17 protein-coding genes are annotated in these 16,354 nt (G+C 50.2%); 10 read left to right on the forward strand and 7 right to left on the reverse strand.

Features of this window, described 5'->3' with window-relative positions; translation table 11 throughout:
* The first annotated feature begins 72 nt into the window (after positions 1-72).
* The 3 genes from K0504_RS15865 (at position 73) to K0504_RS15875 (ending at position 2,068) form a co-directional block, all read left to right on the forward strand.
* On the forward strand, positions 73-378 hold the full coding sequence (locus K0504_RS15865) for a hypothetical protein (protein ID WP_220105139.1): 306 nt from the start codon (positions 73-75) through the stop codon (positions 376-378).
* 66 nt (positions 379-444) lie between these two features.
* Positions 445-1,224: a Cache 3/Cache 2 fusion domain-containing protein gene (locus K0504_RS15870; protein ID WP_220105140.1), complete on the forward strand. Its 780-nt coding sequence runs from the start codon at positions 445-447 to the stop codon at positions 1,222-1,224.
* A gap of 61 nt (positions 1,225-1,285) precedes the next feature.
* Positions 1,286-2,068, forward strand: a complete 783-nt coding sequence (locus K0504_RS15875) for a hypothetical protein (protein ID WP_220105141.1) — start codon at positions 1,286-1,288, stop codon at positions 2,066-2,068.
* Here the strand turns inward: K0504_RS15875 and K0504_RS15880 are convergent.
* Both K0504_RS15880 and K0504_RS15885 read right to left on the reverse strand, forming a co-directional pair.
* Complete coding sequence (locus K0504_RS15880; RefSeq protein ID WP_220105142.1) at positions 2,065-3,438, reverse strand: DEAD/DEAH box helicase; 1,374 nt, start codon at positions 3,436-3,438, stop codon at positions 2,065-2,067. The two genes, K0504_RS15875 and K0504_RS15880, sit on opposite strands and share 4 nt — an antisense overlap.
* A 164-nt stretch (positions 3,439-3,602) precedes the next feature.
* The gene (locus K0504_RS15885; protein WP_220105193.1) at positions 3,603-4,544 is read right to left on the reverse strand and encodes a TIGR01212 family radical SAM protein; all 942 of its coding nucleotides are present in this window, start codon (positions 4,542-4,544) and stop codon (positions 3,603-3,605) included.
* A 187-nt stretch (positions 4,545-4,731) separates the two neighbouring features.
* Here K0504_RS15885 and K0504_RS15890 point away from each other — a divergent pair, with 187 nt between their 5' ends.
* From K0504_RS15890 to K0504_RS15910, 5 genes are all read left to right on the forward strand, one after another.
* On the forward strand, positions 4,732-6,825 hold the full coding sequence (locus K0504_RS15890; protein ID WP_220105143.1) for a S9 family peptidase: 2,094 nt from the start codon (positions 4,732-4,734) through the stop codon (positions 6,823-6,825).
* An 88-nt stretch (positions 6,826-6,913) separates the two neighbouring features.
* A complete protein-coding gene (gene nrtS / locus K0504_RS15895; RefSeq protein ID WP_220105144.1) occupies positions 6,914-7,162 on the forward strand; it encodes a nitrate/nitrite transporter NrtS in 249 nt (82 codons plus the stop codon).
* A gap of 119 nt (positions 7,163-7,281) precedes the next feature.
* Positions 7,282-8,307 carry a CDF family Co(II)/Ni(II) efflux transporter DmeF gene (gene dmeF / locus K0504_RS15900; protein WP_220105145.1) on the forward strand — a complete coding sequence of 342 codons (1,026 nt, stop codon included), beginning with the start codon at positions 7,282-7,284 and terminating at the stop codon, positions 8,305-8,307.
* 87 nt (positions 8,308-8,394) lie between these two features.
* Positions 8,395-9,687, forward strand: coding sequence for a metal-dependent hydrolase family protein (locus tag K0504_RS15905; RefSeq protein WP_220105146.1), 1,293 nt, complete (start codon positions 8,395-8,397; stop codon positions 9,685-9,687).
* Positions 9,662-10,519: a substrate-binding periplasmic protein gene (locus tag K0504_RS15910; RefSeq protein WP_220105147.1), complete on the forward strand. Its 858-nt coding sequence runs from the start codon at positions 9,662-9,664 to the stop codon at positions 10,517-10,519. Before K0504_RS15905 ends, K0504_RS15910 begins: the two co-directional genes overlap by 26 nt.
* Positions 10,520-10,530: 11 nt before the next feature.
* On the opposite strand, the gene K0504_RS15915 is transcribed toward K0504_RS15910, so the two are convergent.
* Complete coding sequence (locus K0504_RS15915; protein ID WP_220105148.1) at positions 10,531-11,571, reverse strand: metal-dependent hydrolase; 1,041 nt, start codon at positions 11,569-11,571, stop codon at positions 10,531-10,533.
* Positions 11,572-11,832: 261 nt separating this feature from the next.
* On the opposite strand from K0504_RS15915, the gene K0504_RS15920 reads away from it, so the two are divergent.
* Positions 11,833-12,693: a mechanosensitive ion channel family protein gene (locus K0504_RS15920; RefSeq protein ID WP_220105149.1), complete on the forward strand. Its 861-nt coding sequence runs from the start codon at positions 11,833-11,835 to the stop codon at positions 12,691-12,693.
* A 51-nt stretch (positions 12,694-12,744) separates the two neighbouring features.
* Positions 12,745-13,578 (forward strand): sulfurtransferase, encoded by an 834-nt coding sequence (locus K0504_RS15925; protein ID WP_220105150.1) that lies wholly within the window; start codon positions 12,745-12,747, stop codon positions 13,576-13,578.
* A gap of 310 nt (positions 13,579-13,888) precedes the next feature.
* Here K0504_RS15925 and K0504_RS15930 read toward each other — a convergent pair whose 3' ends face one another.
* From K0504_RS15930 to K0504_RS15945, 4 genes are read right to left on the reverse strand one after another with little or no spacing between them, the layout of a single operon-like run.
* On the reverse strand, positions 13,889-14,905 hold the full coding sequence (locus tag K0504_RS15930) for a 2Fe-2S iron-sulfur cluster-binding protein (protein WP_220105151.1): 1,017 nt from the start codon (positions 14,903-14,905) through the stop codon (positions 13,889-13,891).
* Positions 14,886-15,296, reverse strand: a complete 411-nt coding sequence (locus K0504_RS15935; RefSeq protein ID WP_220105152.1) for a group I truncated hemoglobin — start codon at positions 15,294-15,296, stop codon at positions 14,886-14,888. The genes K0504_RS15930 and K0504_RS15935 overlap by 20 nt, the downstream gene beginning before the upstream one ends.
* A 32-nt stretch (positions 15,297-15,328) precedes the next feature.
* A complete protein-coding gene (locus K0504_RS15940; protein WP_225918188.1) occupies positions 15,329-15,682 on the reverse strand; it encodes a c-type cytochrome in 354 nt (117 codons plus the stop codon).
* 49 nt (positions 15,683-15,731) lie between these two features.
* Positions 15,732-16,304 carry a Tll0287-like domain-containing protein gene (locus K0504_RS15945; protein WP_220105153.1) on the reverse strand — a complete coding sequence of 191 codons (573 nt, stop codon included), beginning with the start codon at positions 16,302-16,304 and terminating at the stop codon, positions 15,732-15,734.
* Positions 16,305-16,354 lie beyond the last annotated feature (50 nt).

The following is a 16,354-nucleotide window of genomic DNA, read 5'->3' on the forward strand; positions in this document are numbered from 1 at the left end:
TTTGCGGAATCATAAACTAACAGCCAAAGTTGAAGTGCAGGGATCATGGCATCCAACGAAGAGGAGCACACAATGGAACGACGTAAACCCAATTACGCCTCCGCCGCAGTCAAGGTGCTGTTTGGCATGGTCTTAGGCTGGGCGCTAACACATTGGATCATTGATCCTTCGTTACAGAAAAATGCTCAAGTACCGCAGCCGCAGGTGATTGAGCAAGACGGGAAAATGGAGGAGTCCATTGAGCTGCTGGCCTTAAAGCTACAACAAATTAAGGCGAGCAAAGGGGATTGGGTCGAAGGGGCCAAGCCTCGTTTACTGGACGAATCGATTGAGCTGACCGATCAACTGTACGAGTTGAACCGGGCGAATAAAAAATAACTGGACGATGCAGCAATATGGCTTGTTGCCATTTTGTTGCGAGTTTGTTGTTTTAAAGCAATAAACGTGAAACGCTCTATGGGTAGCATGATTCCGCTGCCCATAGGGCGTTTCTTTTATTGTGGTTCGGTGATGGTTCAACAGATTTTACAGCTAACCAGTTTACAACAGCTTAAGCTCGGGCTTTTAGCGTTGATTATGCTGTGTACTGTTGCCACTGCCGGCATGACGTTTCATCAATTCCATTTATCTTCCAATAGCAGCGATAACGGCAAGGCGTGTCCAGTTCCGGGCCAAGGTAGCGCTGAGCATGCGTTAGCCTATGCCACAACGCTAGATACTGTGCGTGAGCAACTAACAGGCTGGCGCGAGCATGAGTTGGTGAACCTATCACCAAGCCAACGTCGAGAGTTGGTTGATGGCGTTGAAGTAAATCAATTGCTGATTAACGGTGTGCCCGTTAGCGCCAATATTGAAATGGTCGACCGCTTCTTAGAAGCAACCGGTAGCCATGCCACTGTATTTGTACGCGAAGGTAGTGACTTTGTGCGCGTTGCAACGACCCTCAATAAGGGCGACGGCACGCGAGCCATCGGCTCGTTTTTGGGTGAGAGCCATGCCGGTTATCAACAACTGCTCGAAGGGCATGAATTCAGCAACCGAGTCACGTTATTCGGTCAGAGCTATATCGCCTGCTATTTCCCGCTGCTGAAAAACGGCGAGGTTTATGCCGTACTCTTTGCTGGTATTCCACTTCAATCCATCGTTCAAGACATCTTCTCGCCGCTCGAAGATATGGGGCTAGGCCAAGGCGTTAAAAAAACTGACATCATTCGTTTGATGTAATCATTGCACCGCAATTTGCGCCTATTCTTATCACTTTCTCTCGTTGGTATAGGGGATTGATATGCCTCAGGTTGCATTGTTGCTATCTCGTCTGCAGCAAATCGCCGAAGCGCTCGCTAAACGGCCATCAGCCGTAGCCTTACTGGGTTTGGGATCCGTTGGTTTAGAACGCGAACGCTTAGATCAATATTCCGACCTCGACTTTTTTGTTATTGCCGCGCCCGGCAAAAAGCATCAATTGTTATCAGATATGAGCTGGCTATCAGATCCCGCGCCGCTGGCTTATCGGTTTGCCAATACGGCCGATGGTTGCAAAGCCTTGTATGCCGATGGCGTGTTTTGTGAGTTTGCGGTGTTTGAACTCGCCGAGTTGGCATCGGTGACTTATGCGCCGGGCCAAGTCATTTGGCATCGGCCAGCAATTGACCCATCGATGCTTGAACCGAAACAGCCATTACCGCAGCCCACCATGTCGTCAGCTGAGTGGTTAGTGGGAGAGGCATTAACCAATTTGCTTGTGGGAATGCAGCGGGATGTGCGTGGCGAACGGTTATCGGCCATGCGTTTTGTGCAGGTCTATGCCCTCGACCGGATCATTGAGTTGACTGAGCAACGCCAAGCGAATGACAGCAGCCCGCCAGCGGATCCCTTTAGTTTGGAGCGACGATTTGAAATGCGACACCAGCATTCGAATCACTGGCTGTTGCAAATGGCACAAGGATACAACCGCAATGCGCAATCGGCATTGGCGATCTTGCGGCATCTGCAAAACCAGTTTGATGTGGAACCAACGATGGCTCAAGCCATTGATGATCTTTGCCAGCAAGCGCTGGCAAACGATTAATTCGCGCGGTTTGCCGGCTTGGTTGGGCGTCGTGTCGATTGTTGCTTGGGCTTATTGCTCCAAGGGCTCGATTTGTCGTTTGATGAACGCGACTTGTTGCCGGTGTTATTGCCTGAGCGCGATGGCGTATGACGCTCGCCTTGGCTCGGTTGGTGTTGATTACCGGTCTGAGAAGCTTTTGGCTTCTTAGGTTTTTTGGGCTTCTTCGGTGCCCGTAACTTCGACGGCGGCAACTTGTGAACGGGTTCAAAACTCGCCAGTGGTTTGCGCTCAATGAGCTTTTGAGTCAGTGACTCAATGTCACCGAGCTGCTTCGACTCGTCGGCAGACACCAATGAAATGGCTTGTCCGGTGGCGCCTGCTCGGCCAGTACGACCAATCCGGTGAACATAATCTTCCGCCACGTTCGGCAAATCAAAGTTGACCACTTGCGGCAGCTGGTCAATATCCAAGCCGCGGGCAGCAATGTCGGTGGCGACTAAGGCTCGAATCGCACCGGATTTAAAGTCGGCCAATGCTTTGGTACGGGCCCCTTGGCTTTTATTACCATGAATAGCGGCCGCTTCGATGCCTCGGCCTTCTAAGTGGCGGGTCAGTCGGTTTGCACCGTGTTTGGTACGGGTGAAAATCAACACCTGTTGCCAGTTGTTGTGCTTAATCAGATGAGAGAGCGCGGCTGATTTTTTACTTTTGTCGACCGGGTGTAGCCATTGGGCAACGGTCGTCGCAGTACTATTGCGCGGGGTGACTGAGATTTCTACGGGCTGATGCACTAAGCCTTTGGCAAGTTGTCGAATTTCTTCCGAAAACGTTGCTGAGAACAGCAGGTTCTGACGTTTTTTCGGCAACTGTGCAATGATCTTTTTAATGTCGTGGATAAAGCCCATGTCCAACATGCGATCGGCTTCATCTAACACCAATACTTCTAACTGACTAAATTTGACTGCTTTTTGCTGAAACAAATCGAGTAAGCGGCCTGGTGTGGCCACCAAGACATCAATGCCTCTGCGTAAACGCATCATTTGTGGGTTAATGCCAACGCCACCAAATACTTCGGTACTGGAGAGGGGCAGGTTTTTACCATAAGTCGACACGCTCGCGCTGACCTGAGCAGCTAGCTCTCGGGTTGGCGTCAAGATCAGGCAACGAATGTGATTCGGCTTCGCGCGTTGACCTTTGCTGAGGTTATGTAAGATCGGCAGGGTAAAGCCAGCGGTTTTACCTGTACCTGTTTGCGCTGCCGCCATGACATCGTGTCCAGCCAAAACCGCAGGGATCGCTTGAGCCTGAATGGGTGATGGGGTGTCATAACCTGCTGCCGCCACGGCATCAAGTAGGGCTTGGTGGAGATCCAGTTCACTAAATTGCATGGCGACATTTCTCTTTATTAGGTAATTATTTGAAGGAGAACAATCTCCTTCGAAGACCAGATCGATGGCGTTTGCTTCACAGGATGAAGCTGGCTCGATGATGGCAGGGGCCGGAAGGATACAGCAAGCGCCTGCAATGTGCGACCCGTACAGTGTAGTCGACGTTAAGCGCTTGTTTCGGCAGCCGCCAAATAAGGTGCGTTAGTTAAGCAGCCTTGGCCGCCTTGCGCCTCTAGCCGTTGTAAAATATGGCGAGGGGCTAACCAGCGATCCTGACACCAATCAGGAGCCAACAGTGTTGGTGGTCGGGCGTGGGCGCTAATACGATGGAATACGACGTCTGCTGGGGTTAGCTGAATCAATCTGGCGGCAATGTCGGCATATTCTTCTAACCCAATGATCTGTTGGCGCCCCGCTTGCCACGCCTTGGCCATGGTACTGCCTGATACGATGTGCAATGGATGCAATTTCAAGCCGTCAACACCAACCGATAACACCTGCTGCAAACTCTGTTCGGCATGTGCTTGATGCTCGCCGGGCAGCCCCATAATCAAGTGACAACAAACTTTGAGGCCAAATTTTTGTGCACGCGCCACAGCATCGGCATAAGCCGAAAAATCATGGCCGCGGTTAATCCGCTTTAAGGTGTCGGAGTGAGCGGTTTGTAGCCCTAGCTCTAGCCAAACTTCTTGCCCCTGCTGCTGATAATCCGCTAGCAGCGCTAACACTTCATCCGGTACGCAATCTGGACGAGTGCCCACACTCAAGCCAATCACATCTCGCTCAGCTAGCGCGGCATTATAAAGGCGCCGCAATTGCTCTACTTCGCCATAAGTGCTGGTGTAAGCCTGAAAGTAGGCGAGGTAAGCATCGGCTTTGCGGGTTAGCTCTTGTTTACGCTGTTCGAGCTGAACGGCAATGCGTTGGCCATCGGCCTGTTCGTCTACAAAAGACGACACATTACAAAAGGTGCACCCGCCACGCCCTAACGTGCCATCGCGATTCGGGCAGGTAAAACTGCCGTGTAGCGATAGCTTGCGGATTTTGCGTCCCCAAGTTTTCTTTAGGTAGCGGCCGAAGGTGTAATAATGTTGCTCTGCTTGCATGGCCGGCATTGTAGGAGGCTTTGATTCGCGCTGCTTGTTGTGGATCAAGCGGAGTTCGATTGCTGGTTAAATGGCCATCACCAGGGCCGAATGCATGCTCTGCTCATGGTTGGTTACATCGATTGTATGGACAGGTTGGACTGCCCTTAGGTATAACAACAGTTTGGCCTCAAGCAAGGATGACGTCATGCCGACTGCTCACCGTTCTTTTTTTAGCCCCGCCAGGTTTAACCGTTTGCTCGCCCGCTGTAGCGTTGCTCTTTTCGCTTCTGCGATGATTGTGGCTCCCGCCAGTGCGGAGCGAAATACGTCGTTTTCTTATACCGATTTATTTGAGCTGGAATATGCGGCGGCCCCCAGAATTACTCCTGATGGCGATGCGGTGGTGTATGAACGGCGGTCGATGGATATCATGACCGACAGAACTCGCATTAACCTGTGGCAAGTGAACTTAGATGGCAGCAATCATCAGCCATTGTTCTCCGGTAAAGCCAACTATCGCATGGCGCGTTTCTCTCCTGATGGTTCTAAAATGGCGTATTTGGCCAGCCATGAAGGGGACAATCAGCTTTATATTAAATGGCTCGATTCGGGCCGCTCGGCGCGTGTTACTAATCTGCAACGCTCACCGTCTGCCATCGTCTGGTCTCCGGACGGCAAGTGGTTGGCATTTACTATGTTTACCCCTGAGCCTGCTAAACCATTGTTTACCGATATGCCCAAAGCCCCCAAAGGCGCTAAGTGGGCCGGTGCTGAGCAGTATATCGACAGCACGTTATATCGCTCCAACAATGGTGGTTACGCCAAATCGGGCTTCAGTCAGATTTATGTGGTGCCTGCCGAAGGCGGCACGCCGCGTCAGTTAACGTTCGAGCAATCGCCAATCGGAGGTCCTCTGGCTTGGACGGCTGATTCTTCGGCGCTAATTCTGTCTGCCGATCGCCATGAAGATTGGGAATTGCGGCCGCTAGAAAGCGATTTATATCGGCTTGATGTGGCTTCTGCGGAACTCACCCAATTAACCAGTAAAGCCGGCCCAGAGAGCGCCCCTTCATTAAGTCCGAACGGCAAATGGTTGGCATTTCTGAATGTCGATGATCGCAAGCTTGGTTATCAAGTGTCTCGTTTGGCCATCATGTCGCCAGACGGTAAAAAGCAAACGCTATTAACCGGCAATTTAGACCGCTCGGTGAATCGTTATCAGTGGGCTGCTGATAACTCCGGCTTGTACGTCAGTTATGATGACCAAGGTACTCGTAAGCTAGCTTTTGTTAGCTTGAAAGGCGATATCAAACGTCTTGATGTTCGCTTGGGGGGGCAGTCGTTAGGCCGCCCGTATACGTCAGGTGATTTTCGCGTGAGCGATAGTGGCGATATTGTGTTTAGCCAAAGCGACACCAAACGCCCTGCCGATCTAGCGGTACTAACCAAGCGCGGTAAAACACGCCAGTTAACTCACCTAAATCAAGATTTACTGGATCATAAACCCTTGGCCGAGGTTAAAATCATCAAGGTGAAGTCATCGGTCGATAAGCGCGATATTGGCGCTTGGGTTGCGCTGCCACCGAATTTCGATAGCAGCAAAAAATACCCGCTGATTCTAGAAATCCATGGTGGCCCGCATGCCGCCTACGGTCCTAATTTCAGTGCGGAAGTGCAACTAATGGCCGCCGCTGGTTATGTGGTGGTGTGGGCTAACCCGCGCGGAAGCTCGTCCTACGGTGAAGAATTTGCCAACCTGATTCATCACAATTACCCATCGGATGATTATCAAGATTTGATGGATGTGGTTGATACTGTTATTGCTCAAGGCTATATCGATTCGTCGCAACTGTTTGTTACGGGCGGCTCTGGCGGTGGCGTATTAACGGCGTGGATTGTCGGTAAAACTGATCGCTTTGCGGCAGCAGTGGTTGCTAAACCGGTTATTAACTGGCTCAGCTTTGCGCTGACTGCAGATATGTATCCGTATTTCTCGCAATACTGGATGCCGGGTAAGCCGTGGGAAATTGCCGATCACTTATGGCAACACTCGCCGTTGTCGTTGGTTGGTAATGTGACGACGCCTACCATGTTGCTGACCGGAGAGGTGGATTACCGCACCCCCATGAGCGAAACCGAGCAGTACTATCAAGCATTACGGCTGCAACAGGTCGATTCTGCCTTAGTTCGTATTGCTGAAGCGCATCATGGTATTGCAGCTAAGCCAAGTAATTTGATTCGCAAGATTGGCAACATTTTGGCGTGGTTTGAGAAATACCAAAGTAAGCCCGCTGAGTAAGGTTCGTGAGGAAGGCAGGTTGCGTCATCGCACCTGCCGACTAACTGTGATTAAATGACGTGAATTGCTGCCACTGGCATTACCCGATATGACTCGTCTCATTTTAACTGCGCTTCGCCCGTCGATTGTGACGACCTCGGTACGTATTGCTTTGGTCGTGGGCTCGCTACTTGTTTTGATCAATCATGGCCCGTCGCTACTGAGTGGTCACGTCTATTTAGGCCAGCTGTGGCAGATAGGGTTGACCTATTTAGTCCCTTATTTAGTCGCCAGTTATTCGGCTGCCAAGACCGTGTTAGCGATGGATGATCGTCAACGATCTGCACGTCATAGATAAATTAGATCTTGGTCACACTCCAATCCTGCATTAGTATCCTTCTTTAAGTGTTAAATTTTTTGCTCGTCGCCGTTTCATTTTATGGATGACCTGTGCGGCTGCCAGACGGATAAACCTTTATGCATACGAATGATCTCGGTCCTTGGACTCATGACCACAGCTTTGGCCAAAAGCAAAAGCGTGCGGGTGAAGCCAGAACTTTGATCGTGATTGCCATTACCGCTGTCATGATGGTGGTGGAAATCACCACTGGCATTTTATTTGGCTCGATGGCACTACTTGCCGACGGTTTGCATATGGGCTCTCATGCTGCTGCGTTGACCGTGACCGCATTTGCCTATATTTATGCTCGTCGCCACGCCGATGACCCGCGCTATAGTTTTGGCACTGGCAAGGTGAACGCGCTCGGTGGCTTTGCTGGGGCAATTTTATTGGCGCTATTTGCTCTGATGATGGCGTGGGAAAGCATTGACCGTTTATTGAATCCAACAGCGATTCTGTACAACGAAGCCATTGCTGTAGCGGTGCTAGGTTTAGTCGTTAATGGTCTATGTGTGTGGATCTTAGGCGAACATGGGCATGACCATTCTCACGGACATGACCACTCACACGGACATGATCACCATCATCACAGCCACTCTTCTGATGACCACTCACATCACGAACACCACGATCATGGCCATAAACATGATCACAACCTTAAATCCGCCTATCTACATGTGATGGCTGATGCGCTGACCTCGGTACTCGCGATTGTTGCACTGTTGGCTGCCAAGTGGTTTGGCTTTACTTGGATGGACCCAATCATGGGGATCGTTGGCGCCTTGCTGGTGGCGTGGTGGTCAGTCGGATTAATTCGTGCAACTAGCTCCGTATTGCTCGATTGCCAAGGCGATGAAACCTTGCGCAATAAAGTCCAAAGTTCGATTGAAGAAGATGGAGATAGCAAAGTAGCCGATTTGCATCTGTGGGTGATTGGCCCCAATCGTTATGCTTTGGTGTTGTCTGTGGTTGCACATGATCCGTTACCGCCACAGGCCTATAAGGAACGCCTGCCGCAAAATAGTGGTTTGGTACATATCTCTATTGAAGTACACCGCTGCATGGGCGATAGCCGGCAGCAACTCTATGAAACCATGATCTAAGTCAGCGTTCGCTTGGTGAACCTTGTTCAGGCGCTCGTATTGGCGGTAGGCTAGTTTCATAATTGCCTGACACAAGGAAACTCTGCAATGCGCGCAACAATAGTACTCGCGGCGGCGGCCGTTCTGTTCACGATTTCATCCGCTCACGCTGATAACTATTTGATCCATGCCGGCCAACTGATTGATGGCACCGGCGCCAAACCTAAGCAGCAAGTTTCCATTCGCATTGAAGGCAATCGCATTACTGCGGTTGAATCGGGTTATGTAAGCCCGACCGATGACGAGCAACTACTCGATCTAAAAGCCAAAACTGTCTTGCCCGGATTGATGGATATGCACACCCATCTATCTGGCGAAATCACCCCCGCCTATTACCGTGAAAAGTTCACCTTGAATCCGCCTGACTATGCTTTTCGGTCGGTCGGTTATGCCAAAGACACCTTGCTGGCGGGTTTTACCACTGTACGTGATTTAGGCGAGTTTTCTCCCGGTTTAACCACCAGTTTGCGCGATGCAATTAGCAAAGGCTGGGTTGTCGGCCCTCGGGTTTACACGGCTGGTAAAAGCATTGCGACGACCGGTGGTCATGCTGATCCGACGAATGGCTTCAATCAAGTATGGCAAGGCGATCCGGGCCCCAAACAAGGGGTGATTAACAGCCCTGAAGATGCTTATAAAGCGATTCGCCAACATTACAAAGATGGTGTTGATGTGATTAAGCTAACGGTGACCGGAGGCGTGCTTAGTTTGGCAAAAAGCGGTGAAAACCCTCAATTCACCGACGATGAACTCGAAGCCATTATGGCCGCAGCCAAAGATTATAACTTTGTTGTCGCGGTCCATGCGCATGGCGCCGAAGGCATGAAGCGCGCCATTCGAGCGGGAGTCGATTCGGTAGAGCATGGCACCTATATGGACAATGAAGCCATTAAGTTAATGCGCAAGCACGGCACTTGGTACGTGCCGACCATTACCGCGGGCAAGTGGGTGGCCGAAAAAGCTGCCGTTGACGGTTATTATCCAGCCATTGTGCAACCCAAAGCAGCTGCAGTTGGGCCTCAAATTCAGCAAACCTTTGAGAAAGCCTATAAAAAAGGCGTCAAAATCGCCTTTGGTACCGACGCCGGTGTGTTCCCTCATGGCTTGAACGGTCGTGAGTTTGGCTACATGGTTGAAGCTGGCATGACACCCATGGATGCGATTGAAAGTGCCACCATGAATGCCGCAAAGCTGTTGCGTATTGATGATGAACTGGGCTCCATTGAAGTGGGTAAGTTGGCTGATTTAATTGCCGTAGACGAGGACCCATTAGAGCAGATTAAGCAGCTAGAGCAGGTGACTTTCGTGATGAAAGATGGCCACGTCTACAAGCTTAATTAGTCATTATTTATATTGGTTTAAAGAGCACTTAGCAGTGAATAAGTTGGGGAATCTGACCGTCATCGGAAGCATCTTCTGGATGTTGTTGCTTGCGCCTTGGTTGGTGTGTGCCGAAGGTATGCCGGTGGTTCTCGCAACGCCAGAATTTCCACCTCACTTTTCAGAGCAGAGCGCTGGTCAGGGCTATTACTCTGAAATTGTTCGTGAGGCACTGGCTCGTGCTGGCTACTCGCTGGATGTCAAATTCGCGCCATTTGAGCGCGCGATACAAATGGCTGAGCACAACGATATTAATGGCATCTTAGGAGCGCTATTAACCGCTGAGCGTCAGAATAAATTCTACTATTCTGATCCAGTTGTTGACGTCGAGTTGTCATTGTTTGGCCGAGCGGATGAGCCCGTGTCATTTGATTCTCTGCATGATCTTCGCGGCTACAAGATTGGCGTGATGCGCGGCGCATCTATCTCTGAAGCATTCGACCATGCTGACTACCTCGACAAACAAGAGGTAACCAGTCAGTTGCAGAATTTAAGTAAGCTTATATCCAAGCGAATAGATTTATTCGCCTGTGAAAAACAGCATGTGGCCCACCTTATTGAACAGCATCATCCCGAATGGCAAGACCAAGTCACCGCGCTGGTGCCGGCATTGGATGTGCGCTCGGTGCACATCATGTTGTCGAAAGACAATCCGGCACACCAAACGATTATCGAACACTTCAATCTGCAGCTGGCGGCCATGCGTGCTGATGGCACGTATCAGCATATTGCTAGCAATCACCGTAGCGAGCTTAGCCCTGAATTGCTTCAAGCATTAGGCTGTAAGCATTAGCATGCGGCCCATTAATCCTGTAGCTGATAATCAATGGCGGCTGGTGCCTCGTTCGTTTGCCCTCGAAGACGTTGCCACAACCAAGTTAACTGATCGCCTCGCGGCCGCTTTGTTGGTAATTGCTCTGATTTGATGGGCTGCCAGTGATCGCCTTGTTGTTGTGCGACGACAAAACGAAACGGCATGATGGGCTCAACGCCGAGGCGCAGATCGGTCACAACCAATTGATCGTCTTCGATGTTGATGTGATAAAAACCGTTGGTAAACCAAGCCAGTCGCTCAACGTCCGCTAAGCCATTTCCAAGTTGATGATTCAGTTTGCCGCCATGATGAAACTGTGGCGAAGCATCATCATCAAACAGACTGACATAGGCGCTGTACCAATCGTTTTCAGTGACTAATACGATTCGCCACAGAGCAATGTTAAACGGTGTTGGGCTGACAAACAGTTGGCCATCTAGCTGTTGCGCTTGAGTGGACTGTTGACCTGCACTTCGCATGTGTTGTGCCAAGCCAAAGCTCATTGCTAAATAGAGGCTGGCAACGCTTAGCCCAATAACATTCGGCCAATAACCGCGATGAGGTTGTTTGGCGGTTCGCCAATACATGGCAAAGCCTACGCCAATCAACAGTGGCAAGGTGTAGAGTGGATCGATGATGAAAATACTCGACCAACTCGTGGGCGGTGGCTGCAACGGCCACAGCAATTGAGTGCCATAACTCGTGAAGGCATCTAACAACGGGTGAGTAATCAAGCATAACCAGCACAGCAACAACATTCGCCAAAAACTGACCTTGTATTGTTGCCAATGACGGTAGCGTTGAATAAGCCACGCTAACACCGGCGATAGAGCGGTGAGCACGAACAACGAATGACTAAAACCGCGATGGCGAGTAACGTTGTCTACCGCATTGTCGTATTGAACCAGCACGTCCAGATCAGGCAAAGTACCAAGCGCAGCGCCTAGCGCATAAGCACGCCAACCCAGTTGTTTGTGACCAATCACACCGCCAACGGCAGCGCCTAGGGCGATTTGAGTAACTGAATCCAACAGTGGCTCCTTGGCTGTGAGTTGGCGAACAACGCCATTGATACATTTACGTTGTTGATGTGTCGGCGCATTCGCGCAAAGTATTCGATGCTAAAACCTTAGGTTGGTTCCCATCTTAACGGCTTTAATGACTTTAGCGAGGCCGATCATAGTTATTGTGCTGGTAACGCAAGCTACTAACTTTTAAGCTAATATCTGTGATGTAAAGTGATTTCGCTTTACCTTTGTTTGTACCTGCCGTTTGCCGGAGCGTTTACCTCGATGCAAGAAAATATCGCTGATGTTGAAAAGTACTATGAGCTAATTACAGAATTTTTGGTCACATATAGCTTCCAGCTGCTAGGTGCGATCGTTTTATTGCTAATTGGCTTGTGGCTTGCCAAGAGCATTGCGAACTGGGTGAACGGCCTGTGTTTGCGCCACAATGTTGATGTCACTTTGGCGAATTTTCTCGCCAACATGGTGAAAATCATTGTCATCACCATCGTTGTAGTGATGACGTTGAATCAGGTGGGGATTGCCATCACGCCGTTTGTGGCTGCCATTGGTGCCGCTTCTCTGGGTGCTGGCTTGGCCTTTCAGGGGCTGCTATCTAATTACGCCGCCGGTTTGACGATCATCCTGACGCGTTTATTTACTATCGGCAATACCATTCGAGTTCAGGGCGTCCATGGTGTGGTGAAGGACATTAAGCTCGCCCACACGTTATTAGAGAATGAAGACGGCGAAGAAATTCTGATCCCCAATAAGCATATCGTCGGCGAGATTGTGCACAACTCCAGTGCCTATCGTGTCATTGAATCGGAAGTTGGTGTTGCCTACGACAGCGATATGGAAAAAGCCATAGCGGTTGTTCAGCAAGCGATTGAAACGGTTTGCCAAGATCTGAATCGTGAGGATGATGAGACTAGCAATGATGAGCACCAAAAAGTTGCTACAAATGTTGGTATCGACCGATTTGATGATAGCGCGATTGTCATTGGCTACCGCGTGTGGGTGCCGAGCCTGAGCTTTTTTGAACGCAAATATGCCATCAACAAAGCGGTGCTCGATAGTTTACAACAAGCCCAAGTGCAGATCCCATTTCCACAGCGTGTGGTGCACCAAATGCCCGTCAAATAGCCAATTTTAGTGTGGTAAGCCGTTTTTAAATGACAGCAAACTGGAGCTCATATGCCATCACCACTCGTTTCAACTCAATGGCTCAACGATCATTTAGACGATCATAATTTACGCCTGTTTGATGCCAGTATGACTAAAGTGGTTGGTATTGAGCCCTTGGAATACCAATCGTTGACGGTGATTCCCGGCGCCCAAAAAATGGATTTGGAAGGCGCATTATGCGATTTGGATTCTACCCAGCTTCATGCGCTGCCCACGCCAGAGCAGTTCAACGCGTTTGCAAAACTGGCGGGTCTTAACACTGACTCGATAGTTGTGCTGTATGACAATCAGGGGGTATACAGTGCCCCACGTGCTTGGTGGCTATTTCGAGTCATGGGGGTTAGCAACGTCTATGTGCTCGATGGTGGCTTACCCCGCTGGCTTGCGGATAATCGCTCCAGCCAAACTACATACAATGTCGGCTCTGGTGAAGGCACGTTGCTTGCCAATTACCAACCTCAGTGCGTATGTGATGCGCAACAGTTGCTGGCGCAACTTCACTCGCCGGACGTTGCCGTTGTTGACGCCCGCGCCGCAGGCCGCTTTAACGGTCAGCAAGCGGAGCCTCGCGCGGGACTGCGCTCTGGCCATATTCCCGGCGCGCTGAATTTACCGTTTGCAATGTTATTAGAGCAACGCCAATACAAGCCCGTTGATGAGCTTGCCGCGCTGCTAGCTGAGCGCGTGGCAGATCCTTCCACTCGGCTTATTGGCTCGTGTGGCTCTGGCATAACGGCATGCATTGTGTTGCTAGCGGCCGCCGTAGCTGGGTATCAAAATCTGTGTTTGTATGATGGTTCATGGGCCGATTGGGGCGCTAACCCTGAGTTACCAATTGAGTGAAGCGTTAATTCAGTCGGTATTCAAATAGGATAAGGGGATGAGCATCATTCGAGGGATAGCTTGGTTCAAATCTCTCCGTGATTGGCAATTGCTGCCTCTCCGATGCGATTACTTGCTTTAATTGGCGTGTTATTTTCGGCGTAATCTGCGTGGGTACTGTTCATTGCGTCGGCAGGGTTTACTGTTGTTAGCGCTGTTGTTGGTGCTGGATTTGCCGAGTATGTGCGCCGCCAATATGGCTTATCGACATTTCATGGCCGATTGCTAGCCCCCCTGAAATTGCTGGACCCGCACCTTAACGTAGCAATGGCTAGCCGTTTGCAACAAACGCATCTGCCGAAATATCTGCCATGTTAGCGCCAGCCAGAAAGCATTGCTTTTTGAGCTTTTTGACGAACGAATCAGCGCCGCATAAAAACACTTTGTAGCCTTTGCAGTCGGGTACTAATTGTTGGCAAAACTCATAAATATTGGCCTGCTCAATAGGGCGTGGCGCGGCAGTTACATGTTGGGCAATACAATGTACCGTTAAGTTACTGTGGCTGGATGCCAGCGCTTGCAATTCAGACAACAAATAGAGTTGCTCACTGGTGCGAGCCCCAATAACCAACTGAATAGGCCCTTGGTGTTGATGGTTGAGCAGGGCATCACGAACAATGCCGTACAATGGCGCAAGTCCTGTGCCTAAGCCTGCCAATAGCATGGGTTGCTGCGGATCTGTGACGCTATAAAAACATTCGCCACTTGGCCCTTCTAACGCGATTTCATCGCCGATGGCTAATTCGTCATAAGCCCAAGTGCTAAACTTGCCGCCTTCAACACGCTTAATATGAAACTCTAAGTAGTCATCAATGCCAGCAACGCTAGCGAGCGAGTAGCTGCGCGATACAACGCCATTGCGGAATAACTTCACAAATTGCCCCGCGCGATACGCCAATTCGGCCTTCACTCGCAATTGCACGACATCATCATTCAGTTGTTGTTTGTCGATAATCGGAGCAATCACTTTTTCTGCCGGCGGCTTAAGCGCAACGGCCATGGCACTTTGGGGGGTGCAGCTGCAGGCAAGAAAGTAACCAAGCTCTTTCTGAGCCGCGGTGAGTCCTTGCTGTGCTGGCGCTGGAATGTCACCTTGGGTGCATTGCATCATGCAGCTTTGGCAGCTGCCGCCTCGACAGCCATAAGGTATTTGATGACCCGCCCGAAGCAGGCCATCAAGTACCGACTCGTTTTCTTGCAACGATGTGGTGCTGCCAGCAAACTCAATGGTTTTAGCGCGCTTAGAGGGCAAGCGCTTTGTTAGCCAACTACTGATTGAGGACATCATCTTTCACACTAACGGCAATAGTCACCACACTATCAATGTCTTCTTGGCCAACACCAAGTTCTTGTAGCGTGCCCACCAAGTGCTCTGCTACCGCGTTAAAGTGTACTTCGGTCAAATTCATTCCTTTATGCGCTGCACGCATGTCCTTACCTGAATAGTTATTCGGGCCGCCAAATGCCATGGTCAAAAACGCTTTTTGTTTGACGTGTTGAGCTTCCATGTCGATGGTATCAAAGAACTGGCTGATCCGATCATCGGCCAACACTTTACGGTAGAAAATATCAACGGCGGCATCAATGGCGGGCGCGCCACCTAGCTTGTCAAACACCGACGCGGCTTTTTCTTCTGGCGACACTGCTGCTTCTTCTTTCTTTTTAAATAATCCAAACATATTGATTTCCTTTAATTATTACTCTTGGCTGACTATTGGACTTGGCCAACCATGTACTCCACCGCAGCAGTGATTTGCTCTGTGGTGAGTTCGGTATTGCCACCTTTGGCGGGCATTAAGCCGTAACCATTACTGGCATGTTCTACTAACGTTGGAATACCTTGCTCTAAGCGAGGCCCCCACATTTTCTTGTTACCGACGATCGGAGCGCCGTTAATGCCTTGTGCGTGGCAGACCTTACAAGTGCCCTTAAATACCAGCTCGCCGGCTGAAGGCTCTGGTGGTTTTTCTGAGCAAGCAGCCAGTAATGCCACTGCCGCGAGGGCAGTGGCATAGGCGGCAAACGGTCGAAGTGCTTTTGGTTTTGCGTTACGAGTCATCATCATGACGTCTCCTTTGGGTTACGCATTGTTTGCCTAAGCGTTTTGCCTGACGTTAAAGCGGCACGCGAATCACAACGCCACCCATCACTTCTCCCACTTTAAAATCGGTACGTGGTGAATCTTTGTGTTCGTTGTGGCAGGAAGTACAGGCGTCGGATACCGCAACGTCTGGATAAACCGCGGTGAAATAAGTGACATCACCTAAGGTTTCTTTGCCATAGAAGTTCTCTCCTGGGTTAGCAGAAATAAACTCCAGACCTTCTTTCTCTACTGGCGATTTCGGTGCGTTTTGGCTGTTAATTGGCCAAATCGATTGCAGTGAATAAGTGAAATCATCGGTCATTTCGGCAACGGCTTCGGCACCCGCGCGGAACATCTGTGCTGGCAACAAGGCACCATTTTCATATTCTTTCCAGTGCTCATCTGGCTTAATGGCGCCAGCACCGGCTGGACCTAAGCGCTTAATAATAAGCTTGGTGTAATTGGTACGGTCGGCTTTCATCACTGCGAACAAGGAATCGGTGTAGATTTTCGGATCGATGCCTGCTTCTTTTTCTTCACCACAGCCGATCAAGGTAGCGGCGGTTGCAGCTAATGCTACTGTTGCGATTACTTTTTTGATCATCTCTCTGCCCTTTTGAACATACGTAATTAAATTAAAATGACTGGTTGTAT

Source organism: Neiella holothuriorum (assembly GCF_019457915.1).
GTDB lineage: Bacteria > Pseudomonadota > Gammaproteobacteria > Enterobacterales > Neiellaceae > Neiella > Neiella holothuriorum.

Bases quoted from the DNA above. Each gene is read 5' to 3' on its own strand.
- K0504_RS15910 (WP_220105147.1), top strand. From the start codon at position 9,662: ATGGCCACGTCTACAAGCTTAATTAGTCATTATTTATATTGGTTTAAA.
- dmeF (WP_220105145.1), top strand. From the start codon at position 7,282: ATGCATACGAATGATCTCGGTCCTTGGACTCATGACCACAGCTTTGGC.
- K0504_RS15885 (WP_220105193.1), bottom strand. From the start codon at position 4,544: ATGCAAGCAGAGCAACATTATTACACCTTCGGCCGCTACCTAAAGAAA.
- K0504_RS15925 (WP_220105150.1), top strand. From the start codon at position 12,745: ATGCCATCACCACTCGTTTCAACTCAATGGCTCAACGATCATTTAGAC.
- K0504_RS15865 (WP_220105139.1), top strand. From the start codon at position 73: ATGGAACGACGTAAACCCAATTACGCCTCCGCCGCAGTCAAGGTGCTG.
- K0504_RS15945 (WP_220105153.1), bottom strand. From the start codon at position 16,304: ATGATCAAAAAAGTAATCGCAACAGTAGCATTAGCTGCAACCGCCGCT.
- K0504_RS15935 (WP_220105152.1), bottom strand. From the start codon at position 15,296: ATGTTTGGATTATTTAAAAAGAAAGAAGAAGCAGCAGTGTCGCCAGAA.
- K0504_RS15920 (WP_220105149.1), top strand. From the start codon at position 11,833: ATGCAAGAAAATATCGCTGATGTTGAAAAGTACTATGAGCTAATTACA.
- nrtS (WP_220105144.1), top strand. From the start codon at position 6,914: ATGACTCGTCTCATTTTAACTGCGCTTCGCCCGTCGATTGTGACGACC.
- K0504_RS15890 (WP_220105143.1), top strand. From the start codon at position 4,732: ATGCCGACTGCTCACCGTTCTTTTTTTAGCCCCGCCAGGTTTAACCGT.
- K0504_RS15905 (WP_220105146.1), top strand. From the start codon at position 8,395: ATGCGCGCAACAATAGTACTCGCGGCGGCGGCCGTTCTGTTCACGATT.
- K0504_RS15930 (WP_220105151.1), bottom strand. From the start codon at position 14,905: ATGATGTCCTCAATCAGTAGTTGGCTAACAAAGCGCTTGCCCTCTAAG.
- K0504_RS15880 (WP_220105142.1), bottom strand. From the start codon at position 3,438: ATGCAATTTAGTGAACTGGATCTCCACCAAGCCCTACTTGATGCCGTG.
- K0504_RS15875 (WP_220105141.1), top strand. From the start codon at position 1,286: ATGCCTCAGGTTGCATTGTTGCTATCTCGTCTGCAGCAAATCGCCGAA.
- K0504_RS15940 (WP_225918188.1), bottom strand. From the start codon at position 15,682: ATGATGATGACTCGTAACGCAAAACCAAAAGCACTTCGACCGTTTGCC.